Annotated in this window: 11 protein-coding genes; 7 read left to right on the top strand and 4 right to left on the bottom strand. The window is 46.2% G+C overall.

All coding sequences use genetic code 11. The features are described from left to right. Positions 1-31 precede the first annotated feature (31 nt). From galM to galE, 4 genes are all read right to left on the bottom strand, one after another. Positions 32-1,111 (bottom strand): galactose-1-epimerase, encoded by a 1,080-nt coding sequence (gene galM / locus A136_RS15690; protein ID WP_017063325.1) that lies wholly within the window; start codon positions 1,109-1,111, stop codon positions 32-34. Positions 1,112-1,222: 111 nt separating this feature from the next. Then, positions 1,223-2,383 (bottom strand): galactokinase, encoded by a 1,161-nt coding sequence (gene galK, locus A136_RS15685; RefSeq protein WP_017060799.1) that lies wholly within the window; start codon positions 2,381-2,383, stop codon positions 1,223-1,225. Positions 2,384-2,574: 191 nt separating this feature from the next. Next, positions 2,575-3,630: a UDP-glucose--hexose-1-phosphate uridylyltransferase gene (locus A136_RS15680; protein ID WP_017060800.1), complete on the bottom strand. Its 1,056-nt coding sequence runs from the start codon at positions 3,628-3,630 to the stop codon at positions 2,575-2,577. 332 nt (positions 3,631-3,962) lie between these two features. After that, entirely contained in the window at positions 3,963-4,982 is a 1,020-nt protein-coding gene (gene galE / locus A136_RS15675) for a UDP-glucose 4-epimerase GalE (protein WP_017063324.1), read from the bottom strand. 393 nt (positions 4,983-5,375) lie between these two features. Here galE and ebgR point away from each other — a divergent pair, with 393 nt between their 5' ends. From ebgR to ygjK, 7 genes are all read left to right on the top strand, one after another. Next, on the top strand, positions 5,376-6,359 hold the full coding sequence (ebgR, locus tag A136_RS15670; protein ID WP_017063323.1) for a transcriptional regulator EbgR: 984 nt from the start codon (positions 5,376-5,378) through the stop codon (positions 6,357-6,359). A gap of 325 nt (positions 6,360-6,684) precedes the next feature. Next, positions 6,685-9,801, top strand: a complete 3,117-nt coding sequence (gene ebgA, locus A136_RS15665) for a beta-galactosidase subunit alpha (RefSeq protein ID WP_017063322.1) — start codon at positions 6,685-6,687, stop codon at positions 9,799-9,801. Between the two features lie 3 nt (positions 9,802-9,804). Beyond that, on the top strand, positions 9,805-10,257 hold the full coding sequence (locus A136_RS15660; protein WP_017063321.1) for a beta-galactosidase subunit beta: 453 nt from the start codon (positions 9,805-9,807) through the stop codon (positions 10,255-10,257). A 142-nt stretch (positions 10,258-10,399) separates the two neighbouring features. After that, positions 10,400-11,824, top strand: a complete 1,425-nt coding sequence (locus tag A136_RS15655; protein ID WP_017063320.1) for an amino acid permease — start codon at positions 10,400-10,402, stop codon at positions 11,822-11,824. Between the two features lie 569 nt (positions 11,825-12,393). After that, complete coding sequence (locus A136_RS15650; protein ID WP_017063319.1) at positions 12,394-13,827, top strand: amino acid permease; 1,434 nt, start codon at positions 12,394-12,396, stop codon at positions 13,825-13,827. A gap of 448 nt (positions 13,828-14,275) precedes the next feature. Continuing rightward, on the top strand, positions 14,276-15,340 hold the full coding sequence (gene ygjJ, locus A136_RS15645) for a protein YgjJ (RefSeq protein ID WP_017063318.1): 1,065 nt from the start codon (positions 14,276-14,278) through the stop codon (positions 15,338-15,340). 15 nt (positions 15,341-15,355) lie between these two features. Beyond that, positions 15,356-17,534, top strand: a 2,179-nt coding sequence (gene ygjK / locus A136_RS15640) for an alpha-glucosidase (protein ID WP_017063317.1), incomplete at its 3' end; no start/stop codon positions are given.

The raw sequence follows: 17,534 nt of genomic DNA, 5'->3' as shown, positions 1-17,534 counted from the left end.
TATTGACGTAACCGCTTTGAGCTAGAGCGTACTAGTTTGAAGAATCCCCCGAAAATTCAAACTGGTAACAGGTACTGTAGTTATATTCTTGTTCAGGCTTGAGAATACAACTGTCCTGCTTCCACTCTGGGTGGTTAGGAGAGTCAGGTAAGAACTGAGTTTCTAGCGCCAAACCAGCGTAGTCTTCATAGCTGCCACCACTTCGGTTTGGTGTGCCACCAAGCCAGTTTCCGGTGTATAGCTGCATCGCAGGTTTGGTTGAAAATACTTTTAGTGTGACGAGCGCATCCGGTGAGGTTACGGTCGCGGCGCATTGAGTGCGTTTGCAGCCATCAGCCAATAAGAAAGAGTGGTCGTAACCCTTTGCTGCTTTCTGCTGTTCATCGCCCAACAAACGCTCTGAGATCATCATAGGCTGATTGAAGTCAAAGCTGGTCGATTTCACTGATTTAAGGTTACCTAACGGAATACCCACCGAATTGGTCGGTAAGAACTGATTAGCATTGATACTGACAATGTGTGACAAACAATCGTGTCCAGCTTCAGCGCCAAGTAGATTGAAGTACGCATGATTCGTTAGGTTGACTACAGTCGGCTTGTCTGTGGTTGCAGAGTAATTAATGGACACTCGATTGTCTTCGGTGATGTCATAACGTACCGACACATTCAAATTCCCCGGGAATCCTTGGTCGCCATCAGCAGACTCTAGACTGAACACCACTGACGTTTCGGTTTGCTCGGCAATATTCCAACGGCGTTTATCAAATCCGTTCGGGCCACCATGTAAGGTATTGCCCGCTTGGTTGGTTTCCAGCTTGTAATTCTGACCATCAATTTTGAAACGACCATTAGCAATGCGGTTAGCATAACGGCCAACGGTTGTGCCCATATAGCTGGCTTGTTTATCGAAGTTCTCCATTGAGTTAACACCCAACAACACTTCTCTTTTGTTTCCCTTTACTGGCAGGATACAGCTCAACCATGTTGCACCAATATCCATGAATGTCACTTGAATGCCATGCGTATTTGATAGCGTCACTAACTGAGCGGGTTGGCCATCATAGGCTGGAGTCTGCGCCATGGATTGATGCAGGTTTTGCTCTTGTGTCATTCTAAATTCCTTCTAGTGCCAGTAAAAAGCCTCTACCTGAAGTAAAGGCTTTAGCATTTGGCCTACCATGATCTTTTTACTTGGTAAGCTCTATATTAAGTCTCGAAGCCGTTAGATTACTTCAACTAAGCCCGCTCCGTCTTTCGCTTGGCACACATAAATAGATTCTTTTAGCCCCGTCGCCGCTTGATATTTCTGTTCAACGGTTGTTTTGATTTCATCAACCAATGCAGGTGGAACCAATGCCACAATACAACCACCGAAACCACCGCCAGTCATACGCACGCCACCTTGTTCACCGATCACTTCTTTGACCATATCAACCAGCGCATCAATCTCTTTCACCGTGATTTCAAAATCATCACGCATTGATGCATGCGATTCAGCCATCAACTCGCCCATACGCTTCATATCATGAGTGCGTAGAGCTTGAGCCGCTTCAACAGTACGGTCATTTTCAGTAATCACGTGACGAGCACGTTTCGCGACCATTTCATCCAATTCAGACTCTTTCGCTTTGAATTGCTCAATGGTCACATCACGAAGTGCCGGAACACCAAAGATGCGCGCCGCTTCTTCACACTGTTCACGACGTGTGTTGTATTCGCTGTCGACTAAGCCGCGTTTCTTGTTTGAGTTAATGATAACCACAGCCATATCTTCTGGCATTGAAACCGCTTGAGTCTCTAGGCTACGACAATCCAAAAGCATCGCGTGGTTTGCGCGACCTTCTGCAGAGATCATTTGGTCCATGATGCCGCAGTTACAGCCCACAAATTCGTTTTCGGCCTGCTGACCATTTAGCGCCACTTCAGCTTGGCTGATCTCTAGGTTATAAAGCACCTTGAATGTTTGACCAATCACCACTTCCAGCGCCGCAGAAGAACTTAAACCTGCACCTTGAGGCACGTTGCCCGTTACAGAGATGTCTGCACCTGTAAATTCAAAGCCGCGACCTTTTAAGCACTTCACCACACCACGAATGTAGTTCGCCCACATCTTGTCTTGTTGGAATGTGATCTCTTGAGTTAAATCGAACTCATCGACTGCATTACCGTAGTCCACTGATACTACGCGAACAATGTTGTCGTCACGCTTAGCCGCGGCGACTACCGTTTGGTAGTTAATGGCACACGGTAGAACAAAACCATCGTTGTAGTCAGTGTGCTCGCCGATCAGGTTCACACGACCTGGTGCTTGGATAATATGAGTCGCTTGGTAACCAAGGACTTGCTCAAAAGATGCTTTCACGTTTTGGATTAGGTCAGACATAAGTAAACTCTCTGGTTAAACTCTTTGTTCAATTGGTTATGGCCCCTTCACGGCACCACTTTAATTCTTTTAGATTCCCTATCTCATTCGTCTCTCACGGTAGGGAATGACAACATCAGCCTTTCACCTGCCGTCATTCCAGAATCGAGGGACGAGATATCAGGAATCTCGCTCGTTATCTACGAAGTAGGCTATTCCTGCTCTTTATAGTGAACGTCACTCAAATCACGCAGACGTTGCGCGGCTTGTTCTGCAGTTAAATCACGCTGAGACTCAGCCAACATTTCGTAGCCCACCATGAACTTACGAACCGATGCGCTGCGTAGTAGCGGCGGGTAGAACAACGCATGCAGTTGCCAGTGATCGATGTCCGTACCTTCTTCGAAGAACGGTGCATAGTGCCAGCCCATTGAGTAAGGGAATGAACACTGGAACAAGTTGTCGTAACGACTGGTCAGCTTCTTAATCGCAAGCGCTAAATCATCACGCTGCTCGTCAGTCAGTTCGCTCATACGGCGAATGTGTGTTTTTGGTAGCAACATGGTTTCAAATGGCCACGCCGCCCAGTAAGGCACCACCGCAATCCAATGTTCAGTTTCAACCACAGTGCGAGAGCCGTCTTTCATTTCAGCTTCAACGTAATCCACTAAAAGATTCGAACCTTGTTGTTCGAAGTACTCTTTTAACAATTTCTCTTTGCGTTCAATCTCGTTGGGCAAAAAGCTGTTTGCCCATATCTGACCGTGCGGATGAGGCTGAGAACAGCCCATGGTCTCGCCTTTGTTTTCAAACGCTTGAACCCATAGGTAGTCTTTACCTAGCTCTTCAATCTGTTCATTCCATGTGTCGATAACACCGCGAATCTTGTTTACTGGTAACTCTGGCAGCGTTTTGCTGTGGTCCGGAGAAAAACAGATCACGCGGCTCAACCCGCGAACACCTTGAGTCTTGAATAGAGGGTTATCAGACTCTGGAGCGTCAGGTGAATCAGGCATCAACGCTGCGAAGTCATTACTGAATACATAAGTGCCGTCGTAATCTGGGTTTTCGTCGCCCGAGATACGCGTATTGGTTGGGCACAAGAAACACTCTTTCTCATACGCAGGAAGCTGCGCAGTCGATGGTTTTTCATCTTGGCCACTCCAAGGACGTTTTGCTCGGTGCGGTGATACTAAGATCCACTGACCCGTTAATGGGTTATAACGACGATGCGGGTGGTCTACTGGGTTAAATTCAACTTTTGACATGTTTAGATTGCTCTCAAATTTTGTGTCTTGGTCAATTCACCAAGATGAATAATTCTTCTACAAGGAGATTCCCTATCACGCTCGTGCCTCGCTGTAGGGAATGACGTGTAATCTCATGTGCTAGTGATACAACGGCTATCGCTTCATATCCTTATGCTCATCCGTCATTCCAGAATCGAGGTACGAGATATCTGGAATCTCTCTTTTCTTATCTCTGCATTCCCCAATGAAATTGGAGTTGCAGCTAGGCAGCAAGCTTTCCAATATCCATGAGCATAGATCTTCTATGTGATTGGAATTGGTGAGCGCAGCTAACAACGCTGCGGCTTCAATTACGAAGGGGAATAACCGTTAGGATTGTTCGACTGCCACTTCCATGTATCCGCCGTCATCTCCATCACGCTACGCGTCGCCTTCCAGCCAAGCTCGCGCTCTGCTTTTTCAGTGCTTGCCCAACATTCGGCAATGTCACCTGCGCGGCGTGGGCAAAGTTCATAAGGAACCGGTTTGCCCGATGCTTGTGCGAAGGCTTCAACCATCTCGAGTACACTTGAGCCTTTGCCCGTACCTAGGTTGTAAATGTGTAAGCCCGCTTTCTCGCCAACCACTTTTAGTGCTGCGACGTGACCGTCGGCTAAATCCATTACATGAATATAGTCACGAACGCCTGTGCCATCGACTGTTGGGTAATCGTTTCCAAAAACAGCCAGTTTTTCACGGCGACCGACGGCTACTTGAGCAATAAACGGCATTAAATTATTTGGGATACCTTGTGGGTCTTCACCCATAGTGCCCGATGGATGTGCGCCAACTGGATTGAAGTAACGCAGTAAAGTGACGCTCCAGTCGTTCTCCGCGTTGAACAGATCGCTCAAGCACTCTTCCACCATATATTTGCTGCGACCATAAGGGTTAGTTGTCGCGCCAGTTGGTGAAGTTTCAGTAATCGGCACTACTTCTGGATCACCGTAAACGGTAGCCGAAGAACTAAATACGATGCTTTTCACGCCCGCTTTCTTCATGCTTCGAGCTAACACTAGTGAACCATTAACGTTGTTATCGTAGTACTCCAAAGGCTTAGACACCGACTCCCCAACCGCTTTCAGGCCAGCAAAGTGAATCACGGCTTGGATATCGTTTTCTGAAAACACACTATCTAGAAAAGATTGATCACGAATGTCGCCAAGATAAAAAGTTGGTCGCTTACCGGTCAATGATTCGATTCGCTCCAGTACTAGCTCTTTGCTATTGCAAAGGTTATCAACAATGATTGGCTCCATACCCGCCTGTATCATTTGAATACATGTATGACTTCCGATGTAACCCATGCCGCCCGTAACCAGTACTTTCACAATCAACCTCTCTTTGTCGTCATTCTTGGACTAACTCGAACTGACATTCAGCTCAGTAGCACCGTATGCCAGAAATAGTAGCAGCCATTTTGACTATAATTCTGTGATCAAAACCACGAAGTGTAAACGTTTACACTAACTCATATCATTGTTACTGAACGTGACATAGGGAGAACCTATAAACAAACACATCTAATTCATTGAATTCTAATAAGATAATTATAGATAGTTAGATTTGAGACATCATAGAGGAGTTGAGCATTTATTTTACTAAAAGTTAATGCAATGACGTCCAGTTTGATTACAATAGGTCTGTAGAATAAAGAGGTGCATTGCTTTTTTACTAAATACCAATTTCAAAGCAGCGCAATGTTCCAATAACAGGAAGTGAGTATGGCAACGTTAAAAGATATCGCGACTGAAGCACATGTTTCATTGGCTACAGTTTCAAGGGTTCTCAATGAAGATCCAACATTAAGCGTCAAGGAAGAGACCAAAAGGCGTATCTTTGAAATTGCAGAGAAGTTGGAATACAAAACCAGCAGCTCACGAAAAGCCGTTAGCAGTAAAAAACAAAATCATCACTTCCTTGCTCTGTATAACTACAAGCAAGAAGCTGAAGTGAATGACCCTTACTATCTATCGATTCGCCACGGGATTGAAACCCAATGTGACAAGATGGAAGTTAAACTAACCAACTGTTATGAAAGTAAAATACACGTAAATTCAGCGCCTATCACTGGTGTATTGTTGGTGGGAAGAATGACACCGGAGGTTATCGAACAAGCCAAAAAGCTAAGCGATAATATCTGTTATGTCGATTTCACTGATCACTCTGAACCTTATGACTCTGTCGATATCGACCTGGCTTTGATCAGCAAAGAGATCACCAACTTCTTTATCAACCAAGGCTATCAACGCATTGGTTTTATTGGCGGACAAGATAACGTCAACACTCCTGATATTCGCGAAGTCGCCTTTGCTGAATACGGTAGCCTTAAGAATGTTGTCAGCGAGCAAGACATCTATCGTGGAGACTTCTCTAGCTCTTCAGGTTATACGCTTGCAAAACAGATGCTAGCGACTGGCGACTACCCTAAAGCCATGTTTATTGCGTCAGATTCCATCGCAATTGGTGTTTTACGAGCCGTTCATGAGCACGGATTAAACATTCCTGAAGATATTGCGCTGATTAGTGTAAATGACATCCCAACAGCTAAATTTACCTTCCCATCTTTATCGACTGTTCGTATTCACTCTGAACTAATGGGAATTCAAGGCGTTAACCTGTTGATTGAGAAAGTACGCGACGGCCGTACTATCCCACTACGTGTCTATGTACCAAGCAAATTAAAGCTGCGTGACACGACAAAATAGTTATAAATATCAAATAGATAAATCAAGGCTACCTTTACTTAAGGTGGCCTTTTTTGTACCCATCACATACGCCTATATACACATACATGCCTCTTTAGCCTGCTTCATAAAACAGCCAATAGCATTCTTTTAAGTGGATCACACAGCACTGTAAAAAGACCATAAAAAACGTGATGAAGTTAAAGTAAAACGTTTTCACTAATTTCATTTAAGTAAAAGTTTTACTAATAATTACCTCAGTCCAAAAATACTCGTATTCACTACGACCCAATTACGCATAAGAACGTCGGTCAGCAAATTGCATCTAGGCCGAGAGAGAGGCAACGTGAACAACTGGGAAAACTTCCTGAACTTACATGAGAATCGTATGGCACCGCGTGCATATTTCTTCTCATACGCATCAGAAAAGAATGCAAAAACGTTTCAGCGTGAACTTAGCAGCCACTTCCAACTATTGAGTGGCCAATGGAATTTCAGCTATTTCACCAATCCACTATTGGTTCCTGAAGAGTTCTACTCTCAAGAAATGAAAGACTGGGGCCACATTACGGTTCCAAACATGTGGCAAATGGAAGGCCACGGCGATCTTCAATACACAGATGAAGGTTTCCCATTCCCAATTGATGTGCCTTTCGTACCATCAGACAACCCAACCGGTGCATACCAACGCTCTTTCTTCCTTGGCGAAAGCTGGGACGAGAAACAAACCATCATCAAATTTGATGGCGTTGAAACTTATTTCGAAGTTTACGTAAACGGCGAATACGTCGGTTTCAGCAAAGGCAGCCGCCTCACCGCTGAATTCGATATCTCTAACCATGTAAAAGCAGGCAACAACCTACTTTCTATTCGTGTGATGCAGTGGGCCGATTCAACCTACATTGAAGACCAAGACATGTGGTGGACGGGCGGTATCTTCCGTGACGTTTACCTAGTGGGCAAAGAACAGGCGCACGTTCAAGACGTTACCGTTCGTACTGACTTCGACGACGCTTACCAAAGCGCTACTCTGTCGTGCAAAGTGGAACTAGAAAACCTAGCAGCAGCGGTAAACGCAACCCTTGAGTACGCATTGCTTGATGGCAGCCAAGTTATCTCGCAAGGCTCTGTAGATAGCTTAGCCATTCCTAATACATTGACTGGCGGCAATGCGAATACTCAATTCTCTATTGATGTGGTTAACCCTGTTCAATGGAACGCTGAAAACCCTTACCTATACCAACTGTTGCTTACGCTGAAAGACGCTGACGGCAAGGTGCTGGAAGTGATTCCACAACGCGTTGGTTTCCGTGATATTAAAGTTCGTGATGGTCTGTTCTACATCAACAACAAGTACGTGATGCTGCACGGTGTGAACCGTCACGACAACGACCACCTGAAAGGTCGTGCTGTTGGCATGGATCGCGTCGAGAAAGACTTAGTACTGATGAAGCAACACAACATCAACTCAGTACGTACAGCGCACTACCCGAACGACCCACGCTTCTACGAACTGTGTGATATCTACGGCCTATTCGTGATGGGCGAAACTGATGTCGAAACACACGGTTTTGCCAACGTTGGCGACCTAAGCCGCATCACTAACGATGCTGCATGGGAAGCGGTGTTTGTTGAACGTATCGAACGTCATATTCACGCTCAAAAGAACCACCCTTCTATCATCATGTGGTCACTGGGTAACGAGTCTGGCTACGGTTGCAACATCCGTTCTATGTACGATGCAGCAAAAGCGATTGATGACACCCGTCTAGTTCACTATGAAGAAGACCGCGATGCTGAAGTGGTCGACATCATTTCGACCATGTACTCACGTGCTCAACTGATGAATGCCTTCGGTGAATTCCCGCACGAAAAACCACGCATCATCTGTGAATACGCACACGCAATGGGTAACGGCCCAGGCGGTTTAACCGAATACCAAAACGTGTTCTACAAGCATGATGCCATTCAAGGTCACTACGTTTGGGAATGGTGTGATCACGGTATTCTGGCGCGTGATGAAGCAGGCACAGAGTTCTACAAGTACGGCGGTGACTACGGTGACTACCCGAACAACTACAACTTCTGCATGGACGGCTTGATCTACCCAGACCAAACACCAGGCCCTGGCTTGAAAGAGTACAAACAAGTGATTGCCCCAGTGAAGCTTCGCGATTTCGATGCACAAACGGGCACCTTCACAGTAGACAACAAGCTTTGGTTCTCAAACATCGATGACTACACCATCACTGCGGAAATCCGTGCTGAGGGTAAAACCATTGCGGTACAGCATATCAAGGTTGAAGAGCTGGCTGAGAACTCTAGCCGTGAACTGACGCTTAATTTGCCAGAGCTTGATGAGCGTGAAGTGTTTGTGAACTTTACAGTTCGTAAGGATTCTCGTACTTCATACAGCGAAGCGAACCACGACATTGCGGTTTATCAGTTCCAAGTGAAAGAGAACACTGCACAACTTGACGCCTTCACTAACAATAATGCGACAGCACTGAATGTTGAAGAATCTCGCTTAGCCTACCTAATCAAAGGACACAACTTTGCTCTGAACTTCTCGAAAGTGAACGGCAAACTGACGTCATGGTTAGTGAATGGCGAGGAACTGATTAAGTCTGAGCCTAAGCTGAACTTCTTCAAGCCAATGATTGATAACCATAAGCAAGAGCACGATGGTTACTGGGAGCCTGCACACCTACAGATCATGCAAGAGCACTTCCGCACGCTAAACGTTGAGCAAGTTAACGGCAAGGTAGAGATCACCACCACCAGCATCGTTGCTCCACCAGTATTTGATTTCGGCATGCGTTGTGAGTATCGCTACCAAATCAGTGCTGAAGGTCAACTGAACGTTGAGCTAAGTGGCGAACGTTACGGTGATTACCCTCACGTGATTCCAGTGATTGGTTTCGACATGGGCATTAACGGTGACTTCGACCAAGTTCAATACTACGGCCGCGGTCCTGAAGAGAACTACCAAGACAGCAAGCAAGCCAACATGATTGATGTTTACCAATCAACCGTGGCTGACATGTTCGAGAACTACCCGTTCCCACAAAACAACGGCAACCGCCAACACGTTCGCTGGGCTGCGCTTTCAAGCCGCGCGGGTAATGGTATTGCAGTAAAACCACAGCAAGAAATCAACTTCAGCGCATGGTTCTACACCAGCCAAAACCTTCACCAAGCACAACACACCATTGAGCTAGAGAAGAGCGGTTACATCACGCTAAACCTAGACCACCAAGTGATGGGCTTAGGCTCAAATTCTTGGGGCAGCGAAGTGCTCGACTCTTACCGAGTTTACATGGACGAGTTCCGCTACGGCTTAACTCTGATTCCATTCCAAGCAGGCGATTGCGACGCGCAGCACCTAATCAATCACAACTTTGGCGATGAGTTTTTTACGGCGAATCCACCGAAAGCTCAACCACAACAGAACGAGGCATAAGCGATGATCGTTTTAGACAACCTAGAGCAATTTAAAGTCGTTTACCGCGACGGTCGTAAATGGCAACGCTGTGTAGAAGCGATTGAAAACATCGGAAACATCAAAGATGGCGTGATGTATTCAATTGGTGATTCACTGGCTTACATGATTGAAGACGGTGTGGCTCGTAACACAGAAAACTTCACCGGTAATCGTCGTTACTTCGACGTGCACTACTACCTAGAAGGCCGTGAAACGGTTGAATTCGCAGCGAAATCAGAGCTAGAGCAGATCCAAGCTTATAGCGATGAAACCGACCGCGAACACCTAATGGGGAACGGTGAAACTCGTGAGCTAGCTGAAGGCCAAGTGGCGATCTTTGACAACAATCAGGCTTACCGTTTCCACGGTGATAACCGAGTTCGAAAAGTGGTACTGAAAGTGACCATTGAAGACGGTTACTTCCTCAATAAATAAACAATAACGCTATCTATTCACAGTATGTATCGAGCCTTGCCGTTAAAGGCTCCAACATGCTGAACAAAGCCTCAATGCTTCCTCCCTACAAGGAAGCATTGAGAAATAACGACTATAATTACGTGATTCCTCGGAGGACACTATGTCTGAATCTGTACGCGGTAAGTTAGGCAAATTTGCCCTACTCTCCATGACATTTGCAGCGGTATTTAACGTTCGCAACATTGTAAACAACAACATCGAATTGGGATTGAGTTCAGCCCCTATCTTTTTGCTCGCGACCCTTATTTACTTCATTCCGTTCGTGTTCATCATTGCTGAATTCGTATCAGCAAATAAAAATTCTGAGTCAGGCATGTATGACTGGCTAAAAAAACCACTAGGCTCAAAAGCAGCCTACCTAGGTTCGTTCCTATACTGGTTCGTAAACCTTTTCTGGTTTGTATCCCTGCTACCAAACGTAATCGCCTATGCGTCTTACGCGATGTTGGGCTATGAATACGCCTTCTCGCCAGTCGTCACATCGGCTATCTCGATTGCTCTATTTGCGGCAGCAACTCACATCTCAACCAAAGGCGCGAGCTGGCTAGGTAAGATTGCCGAGATCGTGGCCTACGGTGTATTCGCTCTGTTTGCAATCTACGTTATCGGTGCACTAATGGCACTGGGCGGCAACCATGAGCCAGTAGAACCAATCACGCTTGAAGCAATGACACCGACCATCAACTGGGCAACGCTAGGTATCATGTGTTGGATCTTCCAAGCAGCCGGTGGTGCAGAAACCGCAGCCGCTTACCTAAACGATGTTAAGGGCGGTCACAAGTCTTTCATCAAGGTTATCATTGGTGCAGGTATCGCAATCGGCGCAATGTACGCAGTTGGCTCTCTACTTGTTAACGTATTCGTTGCTCGTGATGAACTGACCTACGCTGGCGGCATGGTTGAAATCTTCACAGGTATGGCAAACTACTTCGACATCTCACAATCTCTAACGGGTCGCTTCGTCGGTATTATCCTATTCGTTGCCATGTTCGGTTCGATGATGATGTGGACAGCAGCTCCAGTAAAAATTCACTTCTCTGAAATTCCTAAAGGTGTTTACGGCGAGAAAACAACAGAGCTTAACGAACACGGCGTGCCAGTACGTGCAGCTTGGTGGCAGTTCGCGTTTGTATTCGTGATGCTTGTGGTTAACGGCTTCGGCTCTGAATCAGTACAAGACATGATGAACACAGCAATCAACCTAACCGCTGGTACCGCAATGCTTCCGCCTATCTTCATCATGGTGGCGTACTTTGTATTCCGTTTGAAGCATGACGACACACCACGTGATTTCCGCATGGGTACTCGAGTTCAAGGTATGGCAGTGGTTTCGGTACTGATTGGTATCTTCATTGTGAGCATGACAGCATCGGCATTCCCGACAGGTGTTGACCTTGTTCAAGCCTTCTTCATCAACGTCTTCATGACAGCGGTATTCTCTGGTATTGCATGGTGGTGGATCTCTCGCTTTGAAAAGAAGCAAGCAGGTAAAGAAGCAAAGCTAGAAACGGCTAAGCAATCGTAGCACTCTGCATCCCCCAACTATAAAAGCGCCTACTAAGGTGCTTTTTTTGTTTTAAATCAGACAATTAAAAGAAAGCCCGAGAAATAAAAACGGCGTTCCGTCAAGGTTTCAGTTCACGAAAAACACCAATTAATAGGTAATAAAACTCAAATAAAAACCAAGGTAAAACATTAACTAAATTTATTTACTCAAGGTCACATATTTGATCAATTTCGATTAACTTCCCGCCGCTTAATCTTTAATCTTCTTGCTGAAGAGACAAACTGATTCATATAAAGAAAGCGACAAAAACCCCTACAAGCCTTATAAATCGTCGCCCATTAAACAAGCAATCTCTTCAATGAACTTCTTAATCTTTAACTCTTTGTTTTGGTAATAACTTTACTGAAACACCAAAGAAAAAAGCCCAAAGAAGTCCGATCGTAAATCTATAAAAACAACAATGAGCCAACCCTGACAAAACAAAGCGGGTGTTTGCCAAACCAACATAACAATAAAAGTGCGTCCTAGAGCTTCCCTCTCTAGGACCAAGTTATAACGATCATCAACGTGATTCACCGGAGAACATCATGTCCGAAAATAAACGCAGTACGATAGGCAAATTTGCCCTACTGTCTATGACCTTCGCGGCGGTATACAGCTTCAATAACATCATTAATAACAACATCGAGATCGGCCTTTCCTCGGCTCCGATGTTCTTTCTAGCAACCATCTTTTACTTTGTGCCATTTTGTTTGATCGTTGCAGAGTTTGTGTCACTGAATAAAGACTCTGAAGCGGGTGTTTACTCTTGGGTTAAAAGCTCTCTAGGCGGCCGCTGGGCGTTTATTTCAGCTTACACCTACTGGTTTGTTAACCTGTTCTTCTTCACCTCTCTGCTGCCTAGAATCATCGCTTACGCGTCGTATGCGTTCTTAGGTTTTGAGTACATATTCACGCCAATGACCACCGCAATTCTGAGTACGATTTTGTTTGCGGTCGCGACTCATATCTCTAACAACGGTGCGAAGTTACTGGGTCCTATCACCTCACTAACATCATCACTGATGCTGCTGCTAACGATGTCTTACATCTTGCTATCTGGCGGTGCTTTGGTAGGCGGTATCGAGCCAGCTGACCCAATCACCATTGAAGCCATGACACCAAGCTTCAACTGGGCATTCCTTGGGGTAATCACTTGGATCTTCATGGCGGCAGGCGGTGCAGAATCGGTCGCGGTTTACGTTAACGACATCAAAGGCGGTCACAAGTCTTTCGTTAAAGTGATCATCATCGCGGGTATCTTCATCGGTGCACTTTACTCGGTAGGGTCTGTACTTGCTAACGTGTTTGTTGCTCGTGAAGAGTTGAAGTTTACTGGTGGTTCAGTTCAGGTATTTGAAGGGCTAGCAAGACACTTTGGCCTATCTGAAATCTTGATGAACCGTTTCGTTGGTGTGGTTTCATTCACGGCGATGCTGGGCTCGCTACTAATGTGGACAGCAACACCCGTTAAGATTTTCTTCTCTGAAATCCCTAAAGGTATCTTCGGTGAGAAAACCGTCGCGCTTAACAAGCAAGGCGTTCCAGAGCGTGCGGCTTGGATTCAGTTCTTGATTGTGATTCCACTGATGTTCATTCCGACACTGGCGTCCGATACGGTTCAAGATCTGATGAGTACCATTATCAACATGACAGCTGCAGCATCGATGTTGCCACCGCTATTCATCATGATCGCGTACCTTAATTTACGTTTGAAGTTGGATCACTTACCTCGTGATTTCAGAATGGGCTCACGTATGACAGGCGTTACCGTGGTCTCGATTCTGATCGGCATTTTCACTGTTGGCTTCTTTGCGTCAACCTTCCCAACAGGTGCTGACATCATGACCATCATCTTCTACAACGTGGGCGGGATTGTTATCTTCCTTGGCTACGCGTGGTGGAAGTACGGCAAATATGAAAAAAGCTTATCTCCAGAAGAGAAAAAACTAGAAGCAAAACCTGAACCGGCGAACGCTTAGTTTTCCCTGCACTCTGATTTAAACTTCGGGCACTCTGACTTAAACTTCGGGCACTCTGACTTAAACTTCAGGCACTCACATTTGGTGAGTGCCTTTTTATTTGTCGGTACATTTCCACTAACCATCTCGATTAAATCAAAGCCATTCAAGAATCAAAACATTCGAACCAACAATCTAACCACCCATCAAACAATTCACCTCCCGAATACTTACAACCCTAGCCATACCTCTGCAAATTCAACTGAAAGTCAAAATAAAAACAAGGTAAATATTTACTAAAAATAGATCACACTTTTAAACTTAATTAATTTTAAACATCAAAATTATCATTAATATTGGTTTTGCGATCGTAAGTAACCTGACCAATACGCCTTGAAGAGCACCCCATATTAGAAGTCAGAACTGCTTGCGAACCTTCATTTATAACCCCGACACAGAAGTGATTAAAATGAAAAGTAGTTTTACTAAAAACACTCTTATTACAAGCTGTATTCTTGCTGCCTTAAGTACCACTGCCCACGCGGAAGAGTCCGCAGCAAACCACAGTGATACTCAGCCTCCTCAGACAGAAACTGAAACCCTATTTAACTTTTATGGTGAGCTTGGCCTTGGTGGTCACGTGGCACTCGAAGGTGATGATAAAGGCCGCTACGCAGACGGTACTTACATTGAAGCTGGCTTGGCTATCGAGCACGGTAATTGGTTTGGTCTTGCTTATATGGAGGGCTGGACAGTACAAGCCGATGACGAAGGCAATGCTTGGGCAACGGGCCACGGCTGGGGCGGTTTTGAAGGTGGTTTCAACCGCTTTTACGCTGGCTACCGCACAGATAACAAAACAGAATTCATGATTGGTCGTATGGACTCTTCATTAGATGACGTTCAATGGTGGGGTGACCCTACGGTTGAATACGGCTACGCGATCTCAAACACGCGAGACGTGCACCTTGGTGTGAAGATTCAAAACCTAAAAGGCAAGCTTCGCTACAGCGTTTCTTTCGCGCCAGAGTCTGACTTCTCGGAAGACGATGCTCTTGTTCACTTCGGTAAATACGACAGCTTCGCAGACCAATGGAAAGATAAGAACGCCATGGTCAATGGTTACCTTCAATACGATCTGACCGACGACTTAACCCTAATGGGTGGTGGTGAAGTTCGTAACAACGATGGTGGTGAACTATTGCTATTGGGTGCTGAGTACAAAAACTTCGCCACTCGTGTTTGGCACGATACAGATAAAGGCAACCAAGAGTCTTTCGGTAGCGAGTCTGGTATTCAAACCAGTGCATGGTACGAAGCGGCACAAGGCGTTTACCTATCTGCAGCCTACAACTACGCAAACTTTGACGGTGACAATGGCGACAAAGAAATCACCTCTTACATCAATGCTGGCGTTTGGTATGAATACGGCAACGGCGCGTTTGCGACTGCTTTCGATAGCCGCTTTGGCGTAGGCAGCGACACTGAAATCGGCGACGCTCAGGTGTTCGCAATGCAATACTTCTACTGGTAATAACAGGAATTGATCATGAAACTGAATAAATCATTCGCAGCTCTCGCTATCGGTGCAGCCCTTGTCGTTACTGGTTGTGCTTCAAACTCAATCTCTGGCTCAGGCTCTGACACAGAGCAACTGCAAGCCAACGAATTTAAGAACGTTATCGACCGTACTGGCTCACCTGAATACATGCGTGACTACGACTTCGATGACCACCAACGCTTTAACCCATTCTTCGACCTAGGTGCATGGCACGGTCATCTGCTGCCAGACAGTGCAGAAGGCATGGGCGGATTCCCAGGTACAGCACTGCTTACCGAAGAATATATCAACTTCATGGCTGATAACTTCGACCGCCTAAGCGTGTTCAAAGACGGCAAAAAAGTGGCTTTCACTATGGAAGCTTATAGCCTACCGGGCGCATTGGTTCAGACGCTAAAATCTGACGATGTGACCGTAGAAATGACGATGCGTTTTGCTTCAAACCGTACCTCTCTGCTAGAAACAAAAATCACTACCGACTCACCGGTTGAATTAGTGTGGGATGGTGAACTGCTAGAAAAGACGCACGCCAAAGAAGGCGTGGCACAAACCGACAAAACAATCGCTGAAACTTACCCTGAGTATGACCGTCAAATCGTCGCAACCGACGATGGCCTAAAGGTGACCTTCGGTAAGGTTCGTTCGACATGGGATCTACTGACTTCTGGTGAGTCTGAATACCAAGTTCACAAGTCGATTCCAACGAAAACCACGGTTGATGGTTTAGCGTTTACTTCAACGGCAAACATTGAAGCATCGACGACTATCTACACCACATACTCGCATGTTCTAACGGCAGAAGAAGCGCAAGCGGAACAGCCTGAAATCAAAAAGATCATGGCAAACCCTACCGACTTCTTAGCCGCATCAGCAGAACGTTGGGAAGGCTATCTTGAGATGGGTTTAACCAACCCGAACGCGACACCAGAGCAAGAGCGTGTTGCGGTTAAAGCGATGGAAACCCTAAACGGTAACTGGCGTGGCGCTGCAGGTGCGATGGAGTTTGACTCTGTGACACCATCCGTGACGGCGCGTTGGTTCTCGGGCAACCAAACTTGGCCTTGGGACACATGGAAGCAAGCCTACGCAATGGCTCACTTCAACCCAGATGTAGCGAAAGATAACATCCGCGCGATGTTCGCTTACCAAATTCAGGCTGACGATGCCGTTCGTCCTTGGGATGAAGGTTACGTGCCCGATCTACTCGCTTACAACCTAAGTCCAGAACGTGGCGGCGATGGCGGTAACTGGAATGAACGTAATACCAAACCAAGCCTAGCAGCATGGGCAGTAATGGAAGTCTACAAAACCACCAGCGACGAAGCTTGGCTACAAGAGATGTATCCAAAACTAGTGGCATACCATGATTGGTGGCTACGCAACCGTGACAACAACGGCAATGGCGTTCCAGAGTATGGCGCTGCTCGTGACAAAGCACACAACACACCTGAAGGTGAAATGTACTTCACCGTGGTTCGTGGCGATAAGCACGAAACAGTCGTAGGACAAGCAGCACTGGATAAAGTGGTAGCAGAAGGCAACTACGATTACATCGAGAGCCCCGCACAAACGGCTGCATCTTGGGAATCAGGCCGTGACGATGCAGCCGCATTTGGCTTCATTGATAAAGACCAGCTAGACGCATACGTTGCAAACGGTGGTAAGCGCAGCGATTGGGATGTTGAGTTCGCTCAAAACCGCGCTGAAGACGGCACTTTGCTTGGCTATTCATTGCTGCAAGAGTCCGTTGACCAAGCAAGCTACATGTACAGCGATAACAAGTACCTAGCAGAAATGGCTGACATTCTAGGTAAAGACGCAGAAGCGAAAGAGTTCCGTGAAAAAGCAGAGCACCTATCGAACTACATCAACACCTGTATGTTCGACGAAGGCACTAACTTCTTCTATGACATTCGTATTGAAGACAAGCCTTTAGCCAATGGCTGCGCAGGCAAACCGATTGTCGAGCGTGGTAAAGGCCCTGAGGGTTGGTCACCACTGTTCAACGGTGCAGCAACACAAGCTCACGCTGATGCCGTGGTCTCTGTGATGAAAGATACCTCAGAGTTCAACACCTACGTTCCACTGGGCACAGCAGCGCTTTCTAGCCCAGCATTTGGCCCAGATATTTACTGGCGTGGACGTGTATGGGTAGACCAGTTCTACT

This window comes from Vibrio crassostreae 9ZC13, from assembly GCF_000272045.2.
GTDB classification, from domain to species: Bacteria; Pseudomonadota; Gammaproteobacteria; order Enterobacterales; family Vibrionaceae; genus Vibrio; species Vibrio crassostreae_C.
Note: the sequence above shows the minus strand (reverse complement) of the source record. Positions and strands in the feature narration are given on the sequence as shown.